Origin of the sequence: Pseudomonas sp. R37(2017) (assembly GCF_002113375.1) — a bacterium.
Taxonomy (GTDB): Bacteria; Pseudomonadota; Gammaproteobacteria; order Pseudomonadales; family Pseudomonadaceae; genus Aquipseudomonas.
This window is the reverse complement of record NZ_NEHO01000003.1, coordinates 1-23,204: the sequence shown is the minus strand read 5'-3', so window position 1 is coordinate 23,204 and position 23,204 is coordinate 1. Positions and strand designations below refer to the sequence as shown.

Genomic DNA, 23,204 nt, shown 5'->3' with positions numbered 1-23,204 from the left:
CATCGATGCCGCAGGACCCGGTTTGCGTCCCTTCTGGTCGGCCGATAAAGTCCACTGATCGCAGATCCAACGGATGGAGTACCCCACGTGTTCTCAACCTTCCCTTTGCGCCGCTATCGCCTGCCAGCCCTGGTTCTGCTCGCCAGTGCCTTGAGCCTGGCCGCATGCAACAACGCTACGGTGCCAACGCTGCCGCTCGCACCGGAAAGCGCTTCCGGGTTCCGAACCGACCTGCGCACCCAGCACGCCGAAAAATACATGGCAGCAGCAGCCAACCCGCTGGCGGCCGAAGCCGGGCGGGAGATGCTGCGCCGGGGCGGCTCGGCCATCGACGCCGCGATTGCCATGCAAGCGGTATTGACGCTGGTCGAGCCACAGTCTTCGGGCATTGGTGGCGGTGCGTTGATCGTGCTCTGGGATGGCAAGGCCGTGCGCACCTACGACGGACGTGAAACCGCCCCGGCCGGCGCCACCGAGAAGCTGTTCCTGCAAGCCAACGGGCAACCGATGGGCTTCAACCAGGCACAGATTGGTGGTCGCTCCGTGGGTACGCCTGGCGTATTGCGCGCCCTGGAACTGGCCCATCAAAAACACGGACGCCTGCCCTGGGCGCAGTTGTTTGAACCGGCCATCCGACTCGCCGGGCAAGGCTTCGCCATTTCACCTCGATTGCATCAGCTGATCGCTGCGGACTCCTCCATGCAGCGCTCGCCGGAAATGATGGCTTATTTTCGTAATGCCGATGGCAGCCCGAAAGCGGTCGGGACAAACCTGAAGAACCCGGCGCTGGCCGATGTGTTCAGTCGCATCGCCCATGAAGGCGCCGATGCCCTGTACAAAGGCCCGGTCGCCGAGGAAATCGCAGCCAGGGTTCAGGGTCACGCCAACCCCGGCAGCCTGTCCGTGAGCGACCTCGCCCACTACCAGGCCAAGGAACGTGCGCCCCTGTGTACCGACTACAAGCGCTGGCAAGTTTGCGGCATGCCGCCACCGTCGTCGGGCGGGATCGCCGTGGCGCAGATCCTCGGCACGCTGCAAGCCCTGGAGGCTCGCGACAAGCGCCTGGCGCTGGCGCCGCTGAAGCCGGCCAGGACCACCGCTCCAGCCGGCATCGAACCCGACCCGCAAGCCGTGCACCTGATCTCGGAAGCCGAACGCCTGGCCTATGCCGACCGCGCACAATTTGTCGCCGATACCGACTTCGTGCCGGTGCCGGTCAAAGGCCTGGTTGACCCGACTTACCTCGCCAGCCGCGCCGCCCTGATCGGCGAACGCAGCATGGGCATGGCCAAACCTGGCACGCCGCCCGGGATTCAGGTGGCCTACGCGCCGGATCGTTCGCCGCTGCGGATTTCCACCTCGCAAGTGGTGGCCGTCGATGACGCCGGTGGCGCCGTGTCGATGACCACCACCATCGAGTCCGCATTCGGCTCCCACATCATGGTTCAGGGGTTCATGCTCAACAACGAGATGACCGACTTCTCGTTCATTCCCGAGGAAAACGGGCAGAAAGTCGCCAACCGCGTCGAGCCCGGCAAACGCCCGCGCTCATCCATGGCCCCAACCCTGATTTTCGACCGCCAGAGCGGCGAATTCCTCGCCACGGTGGGCTCCCCCGGCGGCTCGCAAATCATCGAATACGTGGCGAAATCCACCATCGGCCTGCTCGACTGGAACCTCGATGCCCAAGCCGCCATCAACCTGCCCAACTTCGGCAGCCGCAACGGCCCGACCGAACTGGAACAGGGGCAGTTCAGCCCGACGCTGATTCAGGCGCTGAAGGACAAAGGGCATAGCGTGAGCGAGATCGACATGACCAGCGGCACCCAGGCGATCGTTCGGGTCAAGGACGCCCAGGGGAAAGCGTCGCTGACAGGCGGTGCCGATCCACGGCGTGAGGGGCAAGCGCTGGGGGATTGAGTCATACGCGGGAATGAGAAAGGGCTTACCGGTGGGTAGGCCCTTTTTATAGGTAAAGAGTCCAGGTCGCCTCTCCTGCGCTGCTCTTTCCTACCCGCAATCCATCGCTTCCTGGTTAGAGTTTATGCTCTTCCACAGGCTGATATTCGCCGTGGCTTATCGCTTTGGCGCCGTGTACATAAAATTTGTCGGCACTTACAAACAGTACGACACGGTCGACGCTGATAACGTCGAAATGGAGTAACCCATGAACATTCATCCAATTCGCACCGAAGAGGATTACCGCGCCGCTCTCAAGAGCGTGTCTGCACTGTTTGAGAATGAACCGGAAGTTGGCACTCCCGAGGGAGACTACTTTGACATCATGATTACGCTGATCGAATCGTATGAGTCGAAGCACTTCCCCGTCGACTTGCCCAATCCTATCGATGCAATCAAGTTCAGAATGGAGCAGTCCGGGCTGTCCGCCGCCGATCTTGCACCCGCCATCGGCCGCACAAATCGTGTTTATGAAGTACTCAATGGCAAGCGAGCGTTGACGCTTCCGATGATCTGGAAACTGCACGAGCTGTTCGGGATACCCGCACAGAGCCTGATCAAACCGGTCAAGCACGCTTGACCGGGGTCGGCTCTTGCAAGCTTATCCACCGACAATACGGACGATGCACTACTGCGCTTATCGACTGATCTTCAACCCTTGCCGAACCTGGTGCTTTTCCAGCGCCAGCTCGATCAGGCGCGTCACCAGTTCGCTGTAGGTCATGCCGGTGGCCTGCCACAGTTTCGGGTACATGCTGATGCGGGTGAAGCCGGGCAGAGAGTTGATTTCGTTGATCAGCACTTCGCCATTGTCTTTCAGGAACACATCGACGCGGGCCAGCCCGGAGCAGCCCAGCACCTGGAACGCTTCGACGGCCAGGGCGCGAATGCGTTCGCTGGCCTCGACGCTGATATTGGCCGGCACCACCACCTCGGCAGCCGTGTCGTCGATGTATTTGCTGTCGTAGGAATAGAACCCGCTGCGCACCACGATCTCGCCGCAGCCACTGGCGACGGCGTCTTCATTGCCGAGTACCGCGCACTCAATCTCGCGGCCGCTGACGGCAGATTCGATCAACACCTTGGTATCGAAACCTAACGCCAGTTCCACCGCCGTGGTGTATTCGGCCTCATCAGTGACCTTGCTCACGCCCACGGACGAGCCCTGGTTCGCCGGTTTGACGAACAGTGGCAAGCCCAGCTTGTCCCGCACCTCGGCAAACCCGGTGTGCGCCGCCGTGGCGCGGGTCAAGGTCACGAAGGGCGTTACCGCCAGTCCGGCATCGCGCAGCAGGCGTTTGCTGATGTCCTTGTCCATGCACACGGCCGAACCGAGCACATCGGAGCCGACAAACGGCAGATCGGCCATGCGCAGCAAGCCTTGCAGGCAACCGTCTTCACCCAGGGTGCCGTGGACAATCGGGAAGATCACATCGACGTGACCGAGCAGTTCCTGACTGGAGGTTTCCACCAGTTGCTGGCTGGCTTTGCCCGGCACCACGGCCAGTTCGCGATTGGACTGGTTGAGGGCGATCAGCGCCGGGTTTTCCTGGTTCAGCAAAAAGTTGGAAGGGTCGTTGAGGTGCCAGTGGCCTTGTTTGTCGATGCCGATCAGCACCGGCTCGAAGCGCGAACGATCCAGCGCGTCGACAATGTTTTTCGCCGACTGCAACGACACCTCATGCTCGGCCGAACGGCCGCCGAAAATGATCCCCACGCGCAACTTGCTCATGACCTGGCCTCATCCTGACAAATAAAAGACAACCTGTAGCGAATGCGCCCCACAGTGCAGTATTTGCCCTTGGTTTTCTAGCGGACAAGCCACCTTCCGATCAGAAGACAGAGAAGCCTCGGCTGGGTTACCGTGTTGCCCATCAAGCTCAAGACGATCATCACCATGGCCAAGCGTCCGCCTCGCAATGACTGGTTCCTTCGCGCGCCCGACGTCGGCGGGCTGCAGCGTTTCGAGGCGTTTTTTGCCGGACATGGCTACGACCTTCACCGCCACGACACCTATGCCATCGGCCACACCCTGGCCGGGGTGCAGAGCTTTCAGTATCGCGGCGGCTGGCGTCACAGCCTGCCAGGCGCAACGATCGTGCTGCATCCGGACGAAGCCCACGATGGCGAGGCCGGCACCGAGTCCGGTTTCCAGTACCGGATGATGTACATCGAGCCTGCGCTGATCCAGCAGATGCTCGGCGGGCAACCTCTGCCATTCATCAAGACCGGACTGTCGAACGATCCCCGCCTGTTTGCCGCCACGGGCGCGTTGCTGCGCAGCCTGGATTGCCCGCTCGATCCACTGGAGGAGCAGGATGCGCTGTTCGACCTGGCTCAAGCCATGAGCACGGTTTCCGGTGCGCCGGGCAAACGCTCGGGTTTCGACTACGTGGCCGCGCAGCGTGCGCGGGAATACATTCACAGTGCCCTCGATCGCACCATAACCCTGGATGAACTGGCGCAGCACAGTGGTCGGGATCGCTGGAGCCTGTCCCGGGATTTTCGCTTGTTGTTCGGCACCAGCCCCTATCGCTACCTGACCATGCGGCGCCTGGACCTGGTCCGTGCGCTGCTGATTCAGGGTCAGAGCCTGGTCAGTGCCGCGCTGACCGCCGGCTTCACCGACCAGAGCCACATGACGCGGCAATTCGGCAAAGCCTATGGCCTGTCACCGGCTCGCTGGATGAACATGCAGCGTCGTTGAGCCACGCACAATCGTTCAAGAAGTGCATTGAGTCGCTGGCTATCGTGGGGTTACCAACCACTGCGAGAGCTGTTTCATGAACGCTTACAAAAGCCTCAACTTCGCTGAAAAAATCAGCCAGATCGATTCCCACTGGTCGCCCCGGGTCATCGCCGAAATGAACGACTACCAATTCAAGGTGGTGAAACTGCTGGGGGACTTTATCTGGCACGACCACCTCGATACCGACGAAACCTTCATCGTGCTCGAAGGCCAGTTGCGCATCGATTTTCGCGATGGCCACGTGCTGGTGAGCGCAGGGGAAATGTACGTGGTGCCAAAAGGCGTCGAGCACAAACCCTGTGCAGAGCAAGAGGTAAAACTCCTGCTGATCGAACCCAAGGGTGTGCTCAACACCGGCAGCGAGGGTGGTGAGCGCACGGCCGAGAATGATGTGTGGATTTGAGTGCTGGCCGGCCTACGCCTGCAACGTCTTGCCGTCCACCGGCTCACCAATGGTCAGGAAGTGCCCGCCCGCCACATGGTGCAAGGTGCGCAAGGCATCTTGCCCTTCGAAGTGCCAACGCCCTTCGCTGAACACGCGTTCGTCGGCCTGGGCGGCAATCACTTCGGCCAGGAACAGATCGTACTGTTGGTGATTGTTCGGCTCCGGCAACAAACGACATTCCAACCAGGCCACGCAGCCCTCGAGCATCGGCGCATCGACCGATTCACCGGTGAAGGTCTGCAAATCATAGGTCTCGAACTTGTCCCGGCCCTGGCCCTGGGTCAGTTCCAGGCCGGAAGTCGAACCGACGGTCTGCACAATGTCGGCCTGGGCCGCGCAAGGTACGTTCAGTACAAAAGTGCCCGAAGCTTCCAGCAACTGGCGAGTCCAGGTGGACTTGTCCAGCACCACGGCAATTTTCGGCGGTTCGAAATCCAGCGGCATGGCCCAGGCTGCCGCCATGATATTGCGCTGGCCACCGTGGGCTGCGCTGACCAGCACAGTCGGGCCATGATTGAGCAGACGATAGGCCTTGGCCAAGGGAACCGGACGGCGGTGGGAAACGCTCATGGAAGTCTGCTCCTGGGGAAAAGAGCCGATTGTAACGGGATAAAACACGCTGAAATGAAAAGATCGCCGATGGCGACCTTTTCATGCTTCAGACAAAACGCTGGACTCAACTCACCAACTGATTGGCAAACTGCCCCACCGCATTGACCACTTTCTGCGCGCCGTCCTGGATCTCGACAATCACCGTACCCGCTTCCGCCGCCAGTGCCAGGCCCTGCTCGGCCTGAAGCTTGCCATCAGTCATCAGCGCCACGGCGTTGCGCGCCATGTCCTGGTTCTGTCGCACCACGAGGACGATTTCGTCGGTGGCCTGGCTGGTCCGCGAAGCCAGTTGCCGGACTTCATCCGCCACCACGGCGAACCCTCGCCCCTGCTCGCCCGCACGCGCCGCTTCGATGGCCGCGTTGAGCGCCAGCAGGTTGGTCTGCTCGGCAATGCCGCTGATGGTCTTGACGATGGTACCGATCACCAGAGACTGCTCGTTCAAGGCTTCGATGCCGTCGCCGGCGGTTTGCATATGCTTGGCCAGATCACGCATCACGTCCACGGCCTGGGTCACCACGGCGTTACCGCGCTGGGCACTCTGGTCGGTTTGTTGCGAGGTGCTGTAGGCAATGTTGGCCGCCTCGGCGACGGCTTGTTCCTGATTGACCTGATCGGTAATCACCGTGGCGAACTTCACCACTTTGTAGAGCTTGTCGTTGGCATCGACCACCGGGTTGTAGGACGCCTCCAGCCAGACCGGACGACCATGGCTGTCGACCCGTTTGAAACGGCCGGCCACGTACTCGCCTGCGTTCAGACGACGCCAGAAGTTCTGGTACTCGGCACTGTTGTAATCCTCCGGCAGGCAGAAGGTGCGGTGATGTTTGCCTTTGATCTGCGCCAGGCTGTAACCCATGCCGCTGAGGAAGCGGTCATTGGCGGTCAGCACATTGCCGTCGAGGTCGAACTCGATCACCGCCGTGGAGCGCACCAGTGCGCCGATCAGGTTCTCGTGCTCGCGGGAGGCCTCGATGGTGCGGGTCAGGTCGCTGGAGAAGATCGAAAAATGCTTGATCCGCCCGGCCGCCGAGCGCACCGGTTGCAGGATCGAACGCAACCACGCTTCCTGGCCCGTACCGCGCAACAGGCGCACAGCGCCGGCGAAATGCTCGCCTCGGGTCAACGCGTTCTTGAAGCGCTGTTGGAATTCGTCGGACTTGACGTGATCCGGGACGAGGTCGTCGATGTGTCGTCCGATCAGGTCGCCGCTCTTGTAGTGCATTTCGCCGAGAAAGTTCTGATTGACCGACTGGACCCGCCCTTCGATGTCGAGGGTCAGTACAAGCATCTCGCTTTCCAGACTTTCCTTCACTTGCTGGAGGCTGGAGAGTTCTTCACGAAGAGCCGACAGCTCCTGCTTCAAGCGTTTATTGAACATGGGAAAGCACCGATGGACAGGGGTAGAAAGCGATATGCAGCCTAACCATCGGCCTTGGAAACATTTACTTAAGCGTGTTTCAGGCTTGTCCTACAAAAATAATCAGGGCGCGCTCGATCAATGCGCACCAGCGACAGAGCAACCGGCAATTCTAGGCATCCGCGTACCGAAGTACGCCGCGCTGCCAAAGCCCACCGCGCCCATCACCGCGCTGAACATCACGCAGATCCAGGGGCTCCACGGCATCAGGCCGATCAGCAACAACGGTGTGATACTCGCCCACGCTGCGTAGGCAATGTTGTAGGTGAACGAGATGCCCGAGACACGAACCCGCGCCGGAAACAGGCCGACCATCACCGATGGCACCGCGCCGACCACCCCGCAGGCCAGCCCTGCCACGGTGTAGGCCAGGCCAACCCAGTCGCCACCCATGATCAGGCAGGCATACAGCACGCCGATGCCCAGGGGCAGCAGCAGGCTATAGAGCATCACCGTACGCCAGGCACCGATGCGGTCGACCAGCAGCCCGGCGAGCACGCAACCGATGTTCAAGAACACGATGCCCAGTGCGCTCAAGGCGAAGGTATGGCTGGCGGTCATGCCAAAGGTTTTCTGCATCATGGTCGGGGTAATGACCACGAACACCACCACGGCCGAGGTCAGCACACAGGTGAGGATCATCGCCGGCAAAATGGCCAGGCGATGATCGCGCAGGACTGTGCGCAGCGGCAGTTCGCCGGCGGCCTCACGTTGCGCCTGCATGGCCATGAACACCGGGGTTTCACTGAGCCAGCGGCGTAGCCAGACACCAATCACGCCGAACACACCGCCCAGCAGGAACGGATAACGCCAGGCGTAATCGAGGATTTCCGTTGGACTGAATGCCTGCGCCAGGAAGGTCGCGGTCAATGCACCGATCAGATAGCCGAAGGTCAGCCCAGCCTGCAGGAAACCCAGGGCATAACCGCGATGGGCGACGGGGGCGTGCTCGGCGACGAATACCCAGGCACTCGGCACTTCGCCGCCCACCGCCGCGCCTTGAAGGACGCGCAGCCCCAATAGCAGCAAGGGTGCGAAATATCCGATTTGCGCATAGGTCGGCATGATCCCGATCAGCAGGCAGGGCAACGCCATCATCAGGATGCTCAGGCTGAAGACTTTCTTGCGCCCCAACCGGTCGGCGAAGTGCGCCATCAGGATGCCGCCCAACGGTCGCGCCAGGTAGCCGGTGACGAAAATCCCGAAACTTTGCAGCAGGCGCAGCCACTCGGGCATTTCCGGGGGGAAGAACAACTGACTGAGGGTCAGGGCGAAAAACACGAAGATGATGAAGTCGTAGATTTCCAGTGCCCCGCCGAGGGCAGCGAGCCCCAGGGTCTTGTAGTCCGAGCGGCTGAACGGCGCCGGGCGCGAATCGGTGTTAGTCATGAAAAGAACTCTGGCACAGGCAAAAACCAAGGCGCCAATGGTCTACGCAAACGTGCTGGCGGACAACCCGTTAGACCAAAGTCCCATAGCCACGAATCAGCCCCGCAAAAAACTCGCGCTTGAATTAATGTTGCCGTCTGTCCAGCGAGGCCCCCGATGCCCCGCAGACCACAACAAACATAAAAATCCGAGGTACTCACGTGGCCGCCGATATCGAAGATAGCCGCTCCGCCCGCTTTGCCCTGCGCTGCTCAAGTTTTGCCGAACGCTGGTTTCCCGACTCCTGGGTGTTTGCCGCCCTGGCCGTAATCATCGTGGCCCTGGCCACCATGGCCATGGGTGCCAAGCCCACCGATGCCGCGATGGCTTTTGGCGATGGCTTCTGGAGCCTGATCCCGTTCACCATGCAAATGGCCTTCGTGGTGATCGGTGGCTATGTGGTCGCCAGTTCGCCACCCGCCGTAAAACTGATCGATCGTCTGGCGAAAATTCCGAAAAACGGCCGCTCCGCCGTGGCTTGGGTCGCACTGATCTCGATGGTCGCCTCGTTGTTGAACTGGGGTTTGTCCCTTGTGTTCGGCGGCCTGCTGGTACGCGCCCTTGCCCGTCGTACCGACCTGAAAATGGACTATCGCGCCGCCGGTGCCGCCGCCTATCTGGGTCTCGGTGCTGTGTGGGCACTGGGCCTGTCGTCGTCCGCTGCACAGTTGCAGGCCAACCCGGCGAGCCTGCCGCCATCGATTCTGTCGATCACTGGAGTGATTCCATTCACCCAGACAATCTTTCTCTGGCAGTCCGGTGTGATGTTGCTGGCGCTGATCGTCATCTCGCTGATCATTGCCTACGCGACCGCCCCCGGCCCGAATTCGGCACGTGACGCCAAGGCCTGTGGTGTCGACCCGAGTTTCAACCTGCCGCCACTGCAACCACGCACCCGCCCCGGCGAATGGCTGGAATACAGCCCGCTGCTGACGATTCTGCTGGTGTTGCTGGCAGCCGGGTGGTTGTTCCATGAGTTTTCGACCAAACCGGCGATCAGTGCGATCTCCGGGCTGAACACCTACAACTTCCTGTTCATCATGCTGGGTGCCTTGTTGCACTGGCGTCCGCGCAGCCTTCTGGATGCCGTATCCCGTGCGGTGCCGACCACCACCGGCGTGTTAATCCAGTTCCCGCTGTACGGCTCGATCGCCGCACTGATGACCACAGTAAAGGGCACCGATACGCAGACCCTGGCGCACCACATTTCGACCTTTTTCGTCAGCATTGCCTCCCACGACACCTATGCCCTGCTGATGGGTGTGTACTCGGCGATCCTTGGCTTCTTCATTCCGTCCGGTGGCGGCAAGTGGATCATCGAAGCGCCGTACGTGATGCAGGTGGCCAATGACCTGAACTATCACCTGGGTTGGGCCGTACAGATCTACAACGCCGCCGAAGCCTTGCCGAACCTGATCAACCCGTTCTACATGCTGCCGCTGCTGGGCGTGCTGGGGTTGAAGGCGCGGGACCTGATCGGCTTTTCGTTCGTTCAATTGCTGGTACACACGCCACTGGTGCTAGTGTTGTTATGGGCACTGGGAACGACGCTGGCACATTTGCCGCCGGTCATGCCGTAACCATAAAAAAGGGCCGATATTGATATCGGCCCTTTTTGTTCTGCCCTGTCTGTTTCAGTCTCTGCTGGATTTATACGCTGAAAAGGATCTGAGCATGTTCAAACTCGCGGCACTCACTCTCGCAGCCCTCACCCTGAGCACCACCGCCCACGCCGATGTCAATTTGAAACTGGGCACTGCCGAACGCGTTACCCGCCTCTTCTCCTACCCCAACAACTGCAACGTGATCTGCTTTCGCAACTGGACGCTGGAGCAAACCGTCGAGCATTACCTGACCCAGAGCGTGCAGCGCGATGGCTATGGCGACGCGAAGGTGTTGGTCAAAACCGACAATGGTCAGCTCCACGCAGAAATCATCGGCGTGCCCAACGGCTATGAAAAACCTTTGGCTGCACTGCTCGACGCCGGTGACCTGGCCTACAACGGCGCCAGCAAACTGAATGTCGATGGCAAATGGGCATATAACTGGTACTTGTTCCTGCCTCTGGGCATGGCCCTGGAAAACCGCAAAAGCGTCGAACTGCTGCACTTCCCGCCAGACTATTCGCTGACCCAGGCCCAGGACTACCTGAGGTCCGCCACCACGGATCGCTGGGCCACGCTCCTGACCGCCAACGGCATCCCGGCCGAGCAGACACCGGGTTACCAGACAATCATCGACATCGCCCCGATTGCCGCTCCGTCCAACGCGGGCAAGGACCTCGAAGGCGTCTACGGCTACTTCAAGGATTACCAGACCACCATGGTCAAGGAAGTCAGCCTGAACGCCAGTGGCGCAGCCCTGCCAACGGTCGCCTTCGGCGCTCCGGTACGTAACTGGATCAAAGAGCAATACGGGCAGACGGTGAACGTGTTGAGCCTGGCTATGATCACCCCGGACAACGGCGTGAAAGTCCCCGTGTTGGGTTCCAACCACCCAAGCTACATTTGGTATGCCGCCGATCCGGCAAGCTATACCGGCAGCGACGCCCAGGCCAAGGCCGATGCGGCAGGCCTGAAAGTCATGGGCCAGGACTTGAGTGCTGCGTGCTGGCAAGCCGCCATGGGTCGCCAACCGGACAGCAATCCGGACGTTGAGCTCAATACCTGCAAACAAACCTGGCAAGTGGCCCAGAAAGAAAAAACCTGCGAGCTGTTCTACACCTCGATCCGCAACCTGTCGCCCCAACAGGCTGTGGGCAAATGCGCGACAGCTTCGATCGTAAACCAGCTCAAACAGCTCAAGGCCCCTGCGCCAGCCACGGCGAAACCTGCTCCGCCGCTGTAACCCGATGAACGGAGGTCAAATCTGTCGCTTACGGCAGTAGATCGCCCGAAGTTTCAAACGCCGACGACCAACTGTTTTTGCAACAGTGGCGTCGGCAAAGTCTGGGCTGAGGGGTTTTACAGCGGCTCGAACGGACGCAAGCGGTACTGCGGCGGCAATTGCTCGAAACCGCTGATGGTGGCGTTCAGGCTCTTCCAGCGACCGTCCTTGATGCCGTAGATGCAGCCATGGATCGACAGGCTCTGCCCGCGGTGCCAGGCGTTCTGCACAATGCTGGTATGCCCGACGTTAGCCACCTGCTGGATCACGTTGAGCTCGCAGAGACGGTCGACCTGCTCTTCTTCCGTCGGCAGTTTGGCCAATTCTTCGCGTTTTTCGTAATACAGGTCGCGAATCGAGCGCAGCCAGCCGTCGATCAGGCCGAACTGACGATCCTGCATCGAGGCGCGCACGCCGCCACAACCATAGTGGCCGGTGACGAGGATGTGTTTGACCTTGAGTACATCGACTGCGTACTGGATCACCGACAGGCAATTGAGGTCGGTGTGCAGCACGACGTTGGCCACGTTACGGTGTACGAACAGATCACCCGGCAACATGCCGACGATCTCGTTGGCCGGCACCCGGGCATCGGAACAGCCGATCCACAGGAACTCCGGGGTCTGTTGGCGAGCCAGCTTGGCGAAGAAGTCAGGATCTTCCTCCTTGATCGCAGCGGCCCAACGCTCGTTGTTATCAATCAGATCTTGTAATTCGTTCATGCTCTGAAGCCTCAAGAATGATGCGCAGCTTTGACTGACAACCGTCCGTCGGGGTCACGCGTGAAATGTAGATGCTTTCCTGATCCGGAATACGGGGCTCCATGCCGGTGGAATTCCCGGTGCCCACCTGGGTCAACCGTAGTAAGGCCTACAGTATGAGGAATTGCCATGAATGATTCACGACGTCCGTACGACGCAGTGCAACCGGAACCCGTCGATGACAACGAAGACCGCATGGGCTCGGTGCGTGAGCTGGATTTCGACGTCGAAGAACCCAGCGCCAGAATCGGTGACGAACTACCGGAAAAGGAGCGCGAACAACTGATGCCACGCCGCCGCGGACGTGAAGCGGGCCTGACTGGCGCCTCGACCGGCGACCATCAACCTACCGACGACGACCTGAGCCCGGAAACCCTGATCCGTGAAGACGGCGCACGGGATGCCCATGAGGCGGGCAATGATAGCCGCGCGGATTGGGACCTGAGCATCGTCGATGAGGACGATATTGGTGCTGGCAAGGGCCTGGACGAGGCGGAACTGGCGCGGCGCGATCCTCTCGACAAAAAACGTTGAATTTCAGTGTCTGAGAGATCGCCATCGCGAGCAGGCTCGCTCCCACAGGTTTTATGTACGACACAAATCTCCGTGGGAGCGAGCCTGCTCGCGAAGCTTTTGAGGCTCAATCCACCAAAGTACAGGCCATGACCACCGCATCTTCGCGCCCGCCCACCGCCGGGTAGTAATCCCGACGTCGGCCGATTTCGTTGAAACCATATCGCTCATATAGCTTGAACGCCGCGGTATTGCTGTCGCGCACCTCCAGGAAACACTCCCGGGCGTCGGCCTTGTAGGCAATCGACATCAAATGCTCAAGCAAAGTCAGCCCCAGGCCACGGCCCTGGTTTTCCGGCTTGACCGTAATGTTCAGCAGATGTGCTTCGTCGAGGATGATCTGCACCACACCGTGGCCGACCTGCTGTTGACCTTCGAACATCAGCCAGATCTGATACTTGCCCAGACCGTCGAGGAAAATTCCACGGGTCCAGGGGTGGCTGTAGGCCGCGTATTCGACTTTCAGTACGGCTTCCAGGTCCGCCTCGGTCATCGGGCGAAACGATACTGCGTCACTCATTCGATTCTTTCCAGCGCGCCATCAGCCGACGCATGGCTTGCCAGACAGCAGCCTTGCGCTGTGGCTCTTCCATTAACAATTCCAGGCCCGGCACTGCCCAGGCCGAGCCCAGGCCTTCGATCTGCAATTCGCGATTGAACGCCTCGGCATCCGCTTCGCCGGCAAACCGCACGGCGGGCAGGCCGATCAGCCACAGGCAGGCGCATGGCGCTTCTTCCATGCGCACCGAGAGAAAGCCCTGCACGAAGTCACGAGCCGCTTCCGGCCCCTGGTCCATCGTGCCACGCACCAGCAACGGCCAGCGCACCGGCTCGCCGACAATCTGCGGGCTGTCCGGCAGACCGGCGGCGCGCAGCATGTCCTTGAGCAGCAGGTAAGCAGGATCGCGCGCCTGGAAGGATTCGCCTGTGGGTAACTCCACCAGCAGCAGGCAACACCCGGCCCGCAGCAATTGCAGGGCGAAACGCGGCGGCGGCACGACAGGCGCCTTGACCACGACCGGCGCCTCTTCGGCCTCTTCCACCGGTTTGGCAGCGTTGCGAGTGCTCGCCACCGATGGCCGCGGCACCTCGATCTTCACCCGCTCGGACGGCTTGACCACCGGAGCCACGGGTGTCTCGACCACTACAGCCGGCACGACAGGCGCGACCTCAGCCGGCTGGGGGATCTCCAGCAGCTCGGGCCGCGACGGCGCGGCAAAGGGCAATTCGGTGCGCGGCAGCCAATTGACCACCTGCATGGCGGCCAGATAAGCGCGACGACGGGACTCGATAAGCAAAGGTCGGCCACTTGTGGATAACTAAAGTGCGCTGATTCTACCGCCGTTCGCACAAGATCGCTTGCTGTTGATCGACAGCCTTGACAGATGCGCTTTACCGAAAGAATGCGACAGCCCGTCCCGAGAGTGAATCGCATTGCCCCCGATGCAGTACAATCGCGGCTTTTAATCGCCAACCAGCCGGCCATTCCGATGATCGAACCCAAGCGCGTCTTGCGCGCCCTCGCTGAACACTGGGCACTTCTGGAGCCACTGTGCGAGCACTTCGACCAAGGCACACTGAGCCTGAACGAACTGCGCACGCAACTGGCCGCCCAGCAACTCGACAGTACGCCACAGGACATCACCAGCCTGCTCGACGTGTGGATTCGCCTCGATATCCTGGTTCCCGTGGCCAAAAGCCCGAACCGTTTCGAGCTCAATGCGCAGATTCACGACTTCCTCGCCTATCTGCGCCGTGAACACCGCCTGGGCCTGTGCCTGGAGATCGAAGCCTACCTGCGCCACCTCGAACGCCTGGCCGGTTACATCCAGGACGCCTTCGAGATTCGCGATGGCAACGACCTGGCGCGCCAGTTGCGCCTGCTCGACATGCGGGTTCGCGATGTACTGAAAAAACTCGATAACGACGAACAGGCACTGGTGGCCGTCGCCGAACGGGCAAAAACCAGTGACCGGCAGATTCCGTTGCGCCAGCGTTACGCTGAAGTGCTGGCGACCTGGGACGAATACGTCGAACCGATGATTGATCTGGTGAACGCCGACGGCGCCTTCGAACAAGGCGTGCGCAAGGTCGAAACCGTCCTGTTGAAGATGCTCAGCGAACAGCAGCGCCTTGGCCATCTGGTCGACGATGACATGCTGCTGCGTACCCACGCGCGCATCCTCGAAATGCAGACCAGCGCCCAACTGACTCTGCGTCATGCCCGCGAACTGCTGCTGCCGCTACGGGAAGAAGCGCGCCGGCACAACGCCGTGACCCGTGGCGCGGCATTGGCCCTGTCGATGATCCGGCGCAAGGGCATCGACGCCGTGCCACAAGCGGCCATGCCGATGTTCACCCGCCCGCAAAGCACCTTCCTCGGCAGCGCCAGCCAGGTCGAAGCCTACGTTTACGCCCTGGCGCGCTTCGAACCGAAACCGGCGCGCTTCCCCAAGGCGCACAAGACCCACAAGGGTGGTGATGCACCCCGCGCGCCTCGCACGGTTCGGGAAATGCTCGAACGCTGTGAAGACGCCTTGCCGATGCCGGACCTGATGACCTGGCTGCTGGAGCAGGAACCGGACGGCGCCACCGACGAATTGCTGTACTGGTTCTCGCGCCTGTCGCGGGAAAAACGTTTCAAGCGCGAGCGTCTGGAACGTCGCGAATACCATACTCACGAGCATCAGGTCAGCCTGCGCTCCTTCGCCCTGCTTTCGGTCAGCGATGACGCCGCCGAGAATTCTGCGAGCACTCCCCATGCATCTTGATCTATCCGAACTGTCCCAGCTGGCGCCGATCTTTCGCGAGCTGTTCAAGGGTTATCACGTCAGCCGCCGCGATCCGGAACTGTACGCACAGTTGTCGAACTTCCAGGACCAGTACCGCACGCTGTTCAAGGCCCTGGGCTTTGAACTGGTCTGCGACACCCGCGGCTTCTACTACTTCGTTCCGGACCTCGCGGCGGCGGCGGTGAACAAGACCGCCCAGCGTCTGGCGCTGTTCACCTTCATCCTCGTCGAGCACCTGGCCGACCAGGGCCGCGACCCGATCTCCGTGCTCGATGGCGGCAGCCTCGGCCGCGACGAACTGCCGTCGCTGCTGGAAAAGTACCGCGACCTGTTCATCCAGGCCGAAGTACAGACCCAGGACGAGCTCGAAGAAAAGATCATGCGCCGCATGACCCAACTCGGTTTCGCCAGCGAAGAAAACGGCATCTACCGTTTCCTGCCGCCGATGCACCGCTTCCTCGACGTGTGCCTGTCGGTGCAGCAGGACCGTGATCTGGCCGCCAGCCTGCACAGCGTCCTGCCGTTGCCGGTGCCCGTGCTGATCGACGAAGACAGTGACGAAAAACTGCTGCAGACCGACGACCCGCTGGATTTGACAGAGTTTGAAGACGAGAGCGAAGAAGACGCCCTGGCCCGGGCCATCGCCGAAGAACAGGAGCTCGACGCATGAGCAAGGAACGTTACGGCATCCGCCGCTTTGCCCTTTTGAATACCGCGGGCTACAGCCTCGGCCTGTTCCCGCTGGAAGAACCGCTGTCGGTGTACGGCGCGAACAACCTCGGTAAATCCGCCTCGATCAACGCCTTGCAGTTCCCGATCCTGGCGCGCATGTCGGACATGAGCTTCGGCAAGTACAGCCTGGAGCAATCCCGGCGCTTCTACTTCGCCTCGGACACCAGCTACATCCTGGTCGAAGTGAACCTGCCCCATGGCCCACATGTGATCGGTGTAGTCGGTCGCGGCCCGGGTGGCGGTTTCGGTCACCAGTTCTTTGCCTATGCCGGCAAACTGGACCTGGCCCACTACCAGAAAAACGACACCTGCCTGCGTCAAAAGGAGTTGTTCACCAACCTTGAGCGCGAAGGCCTGAAAGCCTACGAACTCAAGCCGGACGAACTGCGCCGCCTGCTGGTCGGTGGTCACACCTCGATCCCGCTGGACCTGACTCTGATCCCGCTGCGCTCCACCAGCGAGCAGAGCCTGAAGACCTTCCGCGCGCTGTTCATCAACCTGCTGCACATGCGCGAAATCACTGCGGCCAAGCTCAAGCAACTGTTCCTCGATGCTTTCGAACACAGCCTGCGTTCCGGCAGCGTCGATTACATTGCCGCGTGCGAAGAAGCGTTCCGCGACGTACGCCGCATGGAGCAGGACTACAACTCACTGGTCGCCGCCGGTCCGCTGGTCGAAGCCTTGGCCAACGGCGTGAAACAACGCGACATTTTGCGCGGCAAGCTGCACCGGATCTCGCCGCTGCTCGACTCGCTGCTGGGCACCTGGTCGGACTATGCCAGTGCGCGCAAGGAAGAGCTGACCATTCAGGCCGAGCATTACCGCAACGAACAAGACGCGCTGCAAAACGATCAGCGCGGCGGTACTCAAGAACTGATGCGTCTGGAACGGGAAATCACCGGCATCCAGCGCTGGCTCGGCGAGCTGTCGGTACTCAAGCACCGCTTTGCCCTGATCGATGACGTCAAGGTACTGGAACAGCAACTGCTGGCCGCCAAGGACGCCCACGACGAACTGGCCGGTGCGCTGGCACAGTCCCGCCAGTTCAGCGCCGAGGATCTGGACGAACGCCTGCGTGACCTGGAAAAACGCTTGAAGTCGGTCAAGCAGCAACTCGATCACGCCGACAACAACAGCTACGCCCGCCTGCGCGAAGAATTTTCTCAGCAAGACGTCGAACGCCTGATGCGTCTGTTCAACAGCGCACTGTTCAGCCTGCCGCTGGGCGAACACGGCATCACCCTCGACGACGACGGCGAATGGGTCAAATCCGTGGAGTTGATCCTCGACGGTTTCAAAGGCGAACGCTTCGAAGTACCGGGCCTGTCCATCGATATCTCGCACATCGAACCACCGGCCTTGCAGGCCCTGGCTGACCGCGCGGCCCTGCGCGATCAGAAAGAGCGCCTTGACAAAGAACTCAAGCAACTGAAAACCCAGCAAGCCGTGGCCGCCGACCGCGCCGCGAGCAAGACCCAGACCGAAGTGCTGTACCAGCAAGTGCTGGATGCGCAGAAAGCCCTGGAAGACTTCCGTCGTGCGCAAACCCTGAGCGCCGAGGAAGGCGAAAAGCTGGAACAGATGGCGCAGATGGAGGCCGCGCAGGACGAATTGAAGCGTTCCAGCGATGCCTTTACCGAGCGCGTCCAGCAACTGTCGGCCAAGCTGCAACTGGTCGGTCGTCAGATCGGCGACATGGAAGCCAAGCAACGCACCCTTGACGACGCCCTGCGCCGCCGTCAATTGTTGCCAGCGGACCTGCCGTTCGGCACGCCGTTCATGGACCCGATCGACGACTCCATGGACAACCTGCTGCCACTGCTCAACGACTATCAGGACAGCTGGCAAGGCCTGCTGCGGGCCGACGGCCAGATCGAGGCGTTGTACGCTCAAGTACGCCTCAAGGGCGTGGCCAAGTTCGACAGCGAAGACGACATGGAGCGTCGCCTGCAATTGCTGATCAACGCCTATGCGCACCGTACCGACGAAGCCCTGACCCTGGGCAAGGCTCGCCGCGCCGCCGTGACGGACATCGCCCGGACCCTGCGCAACATCCGCAGCGACTACGACAGCCTCGAACACCAACTGGCACTGTTCAACCGCGAGATCAACAAGCGTCAGGTCTCCAACCTGCAGAGCTTCCGCATCGTGCTCGCACCGAACAAGGAAGCGCTCAAGCACATCGACCAGATCATCCACAGCGCCGGTCAGTACGAGGAAGGCGAAACCCTGTCGGTGTTCGATCTGAGCCAGAGCGCGGAACAGGACAACAAGAACGAAGAGGCCAAGGAATACCTGGCGCGCCTGGTGGCGGCCAACCACAACCAGCTCGGCCTCAAGGACTTGTTCGAACTGGCGTTCGAAATCACCAAGGTCAATGGCCAACCGGTGATCCACACCGACATCGACGGTGCAGCGTCCAACGGCACCACCATGACCATCAAGGCGCTGACCAACATGTACTTGTTGCTGCACTTGATGGACCGTGACCTGGCCGGGCGCGTGCGCTTGCCGTACTACCTCGACGAGGCAGCGGACATCGACGAGAAGAACCAGGCCGCGCTGCTGGAAACCAGCCTGCAACTGGGCTTCGTGCCCATCCTGGCGAGCGTGAAGCCACAGGTCTGCGCCAGTGTCGCCATCGACCTGGAAGGCGGCAGCGGCCCGGCCGGCATCTACATCGACGAGGCGGACTGGAAGTACATTCGTCGTCACGACCAGGTGAAGGCGACGGTGAATGTCGAAGCGGACGAGCCGGAGTTGGACGCAGTCTGATTCGTTCTGATTGATGGTAATAAAAAGGCCGCGGTCCAATGGATCGCGGCCTTTTTCATGGGTGTGTCATTTAGCTTGGCAGTGAACTTCCGGGCCTCTTCGCGGGCAAGCCCGCTCCCACATTTGATCGCGTCTCTTCAGGAACAACCCAGTCCCTGTGGGAGCGGGCTTGCTCCGGGCGGCGTTCCGACGAAGGCGTCATCACAGACGCCACATACCCCTCAGACTATTTACCCAGCGAAATCTTCGGCGCCCAGGTCAGCCATTCGTCTTCGAACTTGTCGAACAGCGCAAACGTCTGCTGCGGTAGTGCCGGGCTGCCCATGCGCTCTCCGTCCGGCGTAGCAAAGGCAACACCGCCCTGAATCATCGTTTCCAGGGACTCGGTACGCACCGTCGCCCCCCTGAACAGGCCAACATCGAAGTCGAAACCACTGGTGTTCCAGAACCGAGTGCCGTTGCGTACCAGTGGCGCGTACTTCGGCTCGATCAGGATATGGATCAGGACACGATCAGCGGTCTGACCCAGTTCATACCCCGTCACCTTGCCCACGGTGATTTCGCGATACGTCACCGGCACTCCGGCTTTCAGCGAACCACGACGAGCGGCGCTCAGTACCAGACTCAATCCCGCTTCCTGCTTGGCCGCTTCCGGCGCCGCGGGCAAAGCGACAAAGCTGTTCTGCGGCCCGAGATTCTTCGGTGCCGGTTGCACTTCGATGTATTGCCCGGTCACCAGCGTTTCGAGGTTGGACGTCTTGATCAGGCCCAGTTCAGGCTTGACCACCCAGAACTGACTACCGATCCGGGCGATGCGCTCCGGCACTTCGGTAATCCGTGCGGTCAGCAATACCGATTGCAGGTCCTCGCTGAGGTCGACGTCCTCGATCTTGCCGACATCCAGGCCTTTGAAGCGAATTGGCGTGCCCGTACGCAAACCGTCGGCGCGGTCTACCTTGATGCTGATCACCGCGCCCTTTTGTGTGGCGTCGTCATGACTGGCAAACAGGCGGAAACGTGGAATGCGCTTCTGCAGTGGTGCCTTGGCTTCCGGGGTCTCGAACGCAATACCTCCGGCCATCAAGCTTTGCAGCGATTCACTTTTGACTTGAATCCCACCGGTCAGTCCGCCCGTGAGCGTGATGCCACTGGCATTCCAGAAACGGGTCGAGGCATTGACCAGATCCTCGTATTCCTTCTCGATGTGCACACCGATGATCAACTGCTTTTTGGTACGCGAGAACTGATAACTCTGTACCGAACCGACCTTGACCTGCTTGTAGAGCACCGGACTGCCGACTTCCAGCGAACCAAGGTTTTCGGTGAACAACACCAGGTGCAGGCCCGGTGCACGCAGATCCAGTGGTGGCGCCTTGGGCCGTGCCACGAATTCGCGTTGCGGTGCAGCGCCCTTGTCGCCCGGACGCACAGCGATGTAGTTACCTTTGACCAGCGCTTCCAGGCCGGTAATCCCGGCCAGGGAAATCGACGGCTTGACCACCCAGAATTGCGTACCGTCCACCAGGTAATCTTCGGCCAACGGGTCCATCGTCAATTCGGCGGTGGCCCCGGACAGATCAGGATCGACCTTCAGCGCCTTGAGATTGCCGACCTGAATGCCTTTGTACATCACTGGTGTACGACCGGCCTGCAAACCTTCGAAGTCGCTGAGCTTGACCTTGACCCGGATACCGGCCGCCGCCGCATCGAAGTCTTCGTAGAGCCTGAATGGCAGGCTCGGGTCGGTAGGCGGACTATCCTTGCGGTTTTCAGGCGTAGCGAACGCGATGCCACCGGCGACGATGCTGGCCAACGACTCGCTGCGCACTTTCACACCGGACAGATTGGCGTCGATGCTGATGCCGCTGGCGTTCCAGAATCGTGTGTGTTTGCGTACCAGTTTGGCGTAGGTCGGTTCGATGAAAACCTTGAGCTCAACGGTGCTCTGATCTTCGGAAAGCACGTAGCTCTTGATCTGCCCCACCTTGATCTGTTTGTAAAACACCGGGCTGCCGCGGTTCAACGAACCCAGGCGATCGGCCTTGATGGTCAGGTGCAGACCTGGCTGGGCATCGGAGAGCGGCGGCTCCTGAGCCAGGGCCTTGAACTTGCGAACCGGTTCGCCTTCACCCGGACTGACCGCAACATAGTTGCCCGAAACCAGCGTCTCAAGGCCCGTGATACCAGCCAACGTTACGCTCGGCTTGACCAGCCAGAAACGTGTGCTGGTGCGCAGGTATTGCTCCACGTCCTTGTTCATCTCGATGCTGGCAATCACCCCCTTGGAACTGCCCTCATCGTCGAGCTTGAGGCTTTTGACCTTGCCGACCGACATGCCCTTGTAGACGACTTCCGTCTTGTTGGCCTGAATGCCTTCGCCACTCTCAAAACGCACCTGAATCTCGATGCCGGTCTCGTTGTAGGCACGCCAGCCGAGCCAGCCGCCAATGATCAAGGCAATCAGGGGCAACACCCAAATGGCAGACCAGTTCGAGGCCGGTCGGGTTTTCGCTACAGGCAAATCAGTCATGGTCGTCGTCCGACTCCGTGTTATCCCAAATCAGTCGGGGATCGAAAGTTACAGCGGCAAGCATCGTCAGAATCACCACAGTGGCGAAAGCGATGGCACCAAGATTGGCTTCAATGCTGGCAAGCCGTCCAAAATTCACGACCGCCACCAGGATGGCGATCACAAAGATATCGAGCATCGACCAACGGCCGATGAACTCGATGAAGCGGTACATCCAGATACGCTGGCGGGCCGAAAGTGGCTGTCGGCGCTGCACGGAAAACAGCAACAAGGCGATGCCAACCAACTTGAAGGTGGGCACCAGGATACTGGCGATAAACACCACGGCCGCAATGGGGATCATTCCGTAGTGCACCAACTCGATCACACCAGCCATGATCGTACTGGGCGAACCTTTGCCTAATGAGTTTATGGTCATGATCGGCAACAAATTGGCCGGTATGTAAATAATGGCGGCGGTAATCAGCAATGCCCAGGTGCGCACCAGGCTATTCGGGCTGCGGGCATGCACCAGCGCCCCGCAGCGCGTACAGACTTGTTCATCGGTATCCGCTTCCTGCCTGTTCAATTCATGACATTCCTTGCAAATCAGAATGCCTGCATCAATCGCCCGCATGGGCATCCTCTCCTGATAATGCCTGCCAGATCTGGTGAGGCGACATTACGACCTCCAGCCAGACTTGTATCAGCAACAAACCAATGAAACACACCAGGCCAAGGCCGACGGTGATGGCTGCCATATCTGCCAGTTTTACGATCGCCACCAGTACGCCCATGAAGTAGACCTCGAGCATCCCCCATTCTCGTATGTGGTGATAAATGCGATAGAGCAACAAGCCGTAGCTGCGTCCGACATCAAAACGGATGCTCAACAAAACGGTCAGTTGGCACAGCAACTTGAGAAGCGGAATCCCCATGCTGCACAGGAACACAATGACCGAGACGCTTTGCATGCCTGTGTCAAAAAGCGCGACAACGCCGCTCCAGACAGTGTCGTTCGAAGATTGCCCGAGTAGATTAAGTTGCATGATGGGTAAAAAGTTCGCCGGGAGAAACAACAACAAAGCGGCAATGACCAAGGCGAGACTGCGCTGTACGACGTTATATCGATTGGCATAAAGCTCGTAGCCACAGCGCGGGCACACGGCTTTTTCGCCATGGGCGAGTTCGGGTTTACGCATGAGCAAGTCGCACTCATGGCAAGCAACCAGATTTTCTAGTGGTAATTCTGACAGCCCAACGGCGTCAACCGGATCCTGCATAAAGGCTCTGATTCTGAAGAAGTTGGGCCTATTCTAGTGCCATGAACTGAAAATAACTGTGCAAAATGTGCAACGACCCATCCTGTTTTTCAACGCGAAAAAACAAAACCCCTACCTGCCTGCGCAGATAGGGGTTTTGGAATTCAATCTTGACGATGACCTACTCTCACATGGGGAAACACCACACTACCATCGGCGATGCATCGTTTCACTTCTGAGTTCGGGATGGGATCAGGTGGTTCCAACGCTCTATGGTCGTCAAGAAATTCGGTTACTGAGT

19 protein-coding genes, 1 rRNA gene and 3 pseudogenes are annotated in these 23,204 nt (G+C 60.1%); 11 read left to right on the top strand and 12 right to left on the bottom strand.

Annotation, left to right across the window (positions count from 1 at the left end; all coding sequences use genetic code 11):
- The first annotated feature begins 87 nt into the window (after positions 1-87).
- From ggt to CAG47_RS05890, 3 genes and pseudogenes are all read left to right on the top strand, one after another.
- Positions 88-1,920 (top strand): gamma-glutamyltransferase, encoded by a 1,833-nt coding sequence (gene ggt, locus CAG47_RS05900; RefSeq protein ID WP_085723987.1) that lies wholly within the window; start codon positions 88-90, stop codon positions 1,918-1,920.
- 133 nt (positions 1,921-2,053) lie between these two features.
- Positions 2,054-2,164: pseudogene (locus CAG47_RS05895) on the top strand (type II toxin-antitoxin system HigB family toxin); the annotation flags it as partial.
- A gap of 3 nt (positions 2,165-2,167) precedes the next feature.
- The gene (locus CAG47_RS05890; protein WP_085723985.1) at positions 2,168-2,539 is read left to right on the top strand and encodes a type II toxin-antitoxin system HigA family antitoxin; all 372 of its coding nucleotides are present in this window, start codon (positions 2,168-2,170) and stop codon (positions 2,537-2,539) included.
- Positions 2,540-2,596: 57 nt separating this feature from the next.
- On the opposite strand, the gene ddlA is transcribed toward CAG47_RS05890, so the two are convergent.
- Positions 2,597-3,691, bottom strand: coding sequence for a D-alanine--D-alanine ligase (gene ddlA / locus CAG47_RS05885; RefSeq protein WP_085723984.1), 1,095 nt, complete (start codon positions 3,689-3,691; stop codon positions 2,597-2,599).
- 165 nt (positions 3,692-3,856) lie between these two features.
- Here ddlA and CAG47_RS05880 point away from each other — a divergent pair, with 165 nt between their 5' ends.
- A complete protein-coding gene (locus CAG47_RS05880) occupies positions 3,857-4,666 on the top strand; it encodes an AraC family transcriptional regulator (protein ID WP_085724334.1) in 810 nt (269 codons plus the stop codon).
- Positions 4,667-4,742: 76 nt separating this feature from the next.
- Positions 4,743-5,111, top strand: coding sequence for a cupin domain-containing protein (locus CAG47_RS05875; protein ID WP_085723983.1), 369 nt, complete (start codon positions 4,743-4,745; stop codon positions 5,109-5,111).
- A gap of 12 nt (positions 5,112-5,123) precedes the next feature.
- Here the strand turns inward: CAG47_RS05875 and CAG47_RS05870 are convergent, their stop codons facing one another.
- The 4 genes and pseudogenes from CAG47_RS05870 to CAG47_RS05860 all read right to left on the bottom strand — a co-directional run bounded on the left by CAG47_RS05870 (position 5,124) and on the right by CAG47_RS05860 (position 8,574).
- Positions 5,124-5,723: a flavin reductase family protein gene (locus tag CAG47_RS05870; RefSeq protein WP_085723982.1), complete on the bottom strand. Its 600-nt coding sequence runs from the start codon at positions 5,721-5,723 to the stop codon at positions 5,124-5,126.
- 106 nt (positions 5,724-5,829) lie between these two features.
- A pseudogene (locus CAG47_RS29285) lies at positions 5,830-6,267 on the bottom strand (methyl-accepting chemotaxis protein); the annotation flags it as partial.
- A gap of 150 nt (positions 6,268-6,417) precedes the next feature.
- Positions 6,418-7,056, bottom strand: a pseudogene (locus CAG47_RS29280) (PAS domain-containing protein); the annotation flags it as partial.
- Between the two features lie 207 nt (positions 7,057-7,263).
- Positions 7,264-8,574, bottom strand: a complete 1,311-nt coding sequence (locus tag CAG47_RS05860) for an MFS transporter (protein WP_085723980.1) — start codon at positions 8,572-8,574, stop codon at positions 7,264-7,266.
- A 200-nt stretch (positions 8,575-8,774) separates the two neighbouring features.
- On the opposite strand from CAG47_RS05860, the gene CAG47_RS05855 reads away from it, so the two are divergent.
- Both CAG47_RS05855 and CAG47_RS05850 read left to right on the top strand, forming a co-directional pair.
- Positions 8,775-10,193, top strand: coding sequence for a short-chain fatty acid transporter (locus CAG47_RS05855; RefSeq protein ID WP_085723979.1), 1,419 nt, complete (start codon positions 8,775-8,777; stop codon positions 10,191-10,193).
- 94 nt (positions 10,194-10,287) lie between these two features.
- Positions 10,288-11,460 carry a hypothetical protein gene (locus CAG47_RS05850; RefSeq protein ID WP_085723978.1) on the top strand — a complete coding sequence of 391 codons (1,173 nt, stop codon included), beginning with the start codon at positions 10,288-10,290 and terminating at the stop codon, positions 11,458-11,460.
- Positions 11,461-11,576: 116 nt separating this feature from the next.
- Here the strand turns inward: CAG47_RS05850 and can are convergent, their stop codons facing one another.
- On the bottom strand, positions 11,577-12,221 hold the full coding sequence (gene can / locus CAG47_RS05845; RefSeq protein ID WP_085723977.1) for a carbonate dehydratase: 645 nt from the start codon (positions 12,219-12,221) through the stop codon (positions 11,577-11,579).
- Between the two features lie 168 nt (positions 12,222-12,389).
- On the opposite strand from can, the gene CAG47_RS05840 reads away from it, so the two are divergent.
- Positions 12,390-12,794, top strand: coding sequence for a serine kinase/phosphatase (locus CAG47_RS05840; protein ID WP_085723976.1), 405 nt, complete (start codon positions 12,390-12,392; stop codon positions 12,792-12,794).
- Between the two features lie 106 nt (positions 12,795-12,900).
- Here CAG47_RS05840 and rimI read toward each other — a convergent pair whose 3' ends face one another.
- Positions 12,901-13,353, bottom strand: coding sequence for a ribosomal protein S18-alanine N-acetyltransferase (gene rimI / locus CAG47_RS05835; RefSeq protein ID WP_085723975.1), 453 nt, complete (start codon positions 13,351-13,353; stop codon positions 12,901-12,903).
- Complete coding sequence (locus CAG47_RS05830) at positions 13,346-14,092, bottom strand: energy transducer TonB (RefSeq protein ID WP_085723974.1); 747 nt, start codon at positions 14,090-14,092, stop codon at positions 13,346-13,348. The genes rimI and CAG47_RS05830 overlap by 8 nt, the downstream gene beginning before the upstream one ends.
- A 231-nt stretch (positions 14,093-14,323) precedes the next feature.
- On the opposite strand from CAG47_RS05830, the gene mksB reads away from it, so the two are divergent.
- From mksB to mksF, 3 genes are read left to right on the top strand one after another with little or no spacing between them, the layout of a single operon-like run.
- Positions 14,324-15,604 (top strand): Mks condensin complex protein MksB, encoded by a 1,281-nt coding sequence (mksB, locus tag CAG47_RS05825; protein WP_177408917.1) that lies wholly within the window; start codon positions 14,324-14,326, stop codon positions 15,602-15,604.
- A complete protein-coding gene (gene mksE / locus CAG47_RS05820) occupies positions 15,594-16,295 on the top strand; it encodes an Mks condensin complex protein MksE (RefSeq protein WP_085723972.1) in 702 nt (233 codons plus the stop codon). Before mksB ends, mksE begins: the two co-directional genes overlap by 11 nt.
- Positions 16,292-19,132, top strand: a complete 2,841-nt coding sequence (mksF, locus tag CAG47_RS05815) for an Mks condensin complex protein MksF (protein WP_085723971.1) — start codon at positions 16,292-16,294, stop codon at positions 19,130-19,132. The genes mksE and mksF overlap by 4 nt, the downstream gene beginning before the upstream one ends.
- A gap of 226 nt (positions 19,133-19,358) precedes the next feature.
- On the opposite strand, the gene CAG47_RS05810 is transcribed toward mksF, so the two are convergent.
- The 4 genes from CAG47_RS05810 to rrf all read right to left on the bottom strand — a co-directional run bounded on the left by CAG47_RS05810 (position 19,359) and on the right by rrf (position 23,187).
- A complete protein-coding gene (locus tag CAG47_RS05810; RefSeq protein WP_085723970.1) occupies positions 19,359-21,662 on the bottom strand; it encodes an intermembrane transport protein PqiB in 2,304 nt (767 codons plus the stop codon).
- A complete protein-coding gene (locus CAG47_RS05805; protein WP_085723969.1) occupies positions 21,655-22,278 on the bottom strand; it encodes a paraquat-inducible protein A in 624 nt (207 codons plus the stop codon). The genes CAG47_RS05810 and CAG47_RS05805 overlap by 8 nt, the downstream gene beginning before the upstream one ends.
- On the bottom strand, positions 22,265-22,924 hold the full coding sequence (locus tag CAG47_RS05800; protein WP_085723968.1) for a paraquat-inducible protein A: 660 nt from the start codon (positions 22,922-22,924) through the stop codon (positions 22,265-22,267). The genes CAG47_RS05805 and CAG47_RS05800 overlap by 14 nt, the downstream gene beginning before the upstream one ends.
- Before the next feature lie 147 nt (positions 22,925-23,071).
- A 5S ribosomal RNA gene (rrf, locus tag CAG47_RS05795) occupies positions 23,072-23,187 on the bottom strand.
- Between the last annotated feature and the right edge of the window lie 17 nt (positions 23,188-23,204).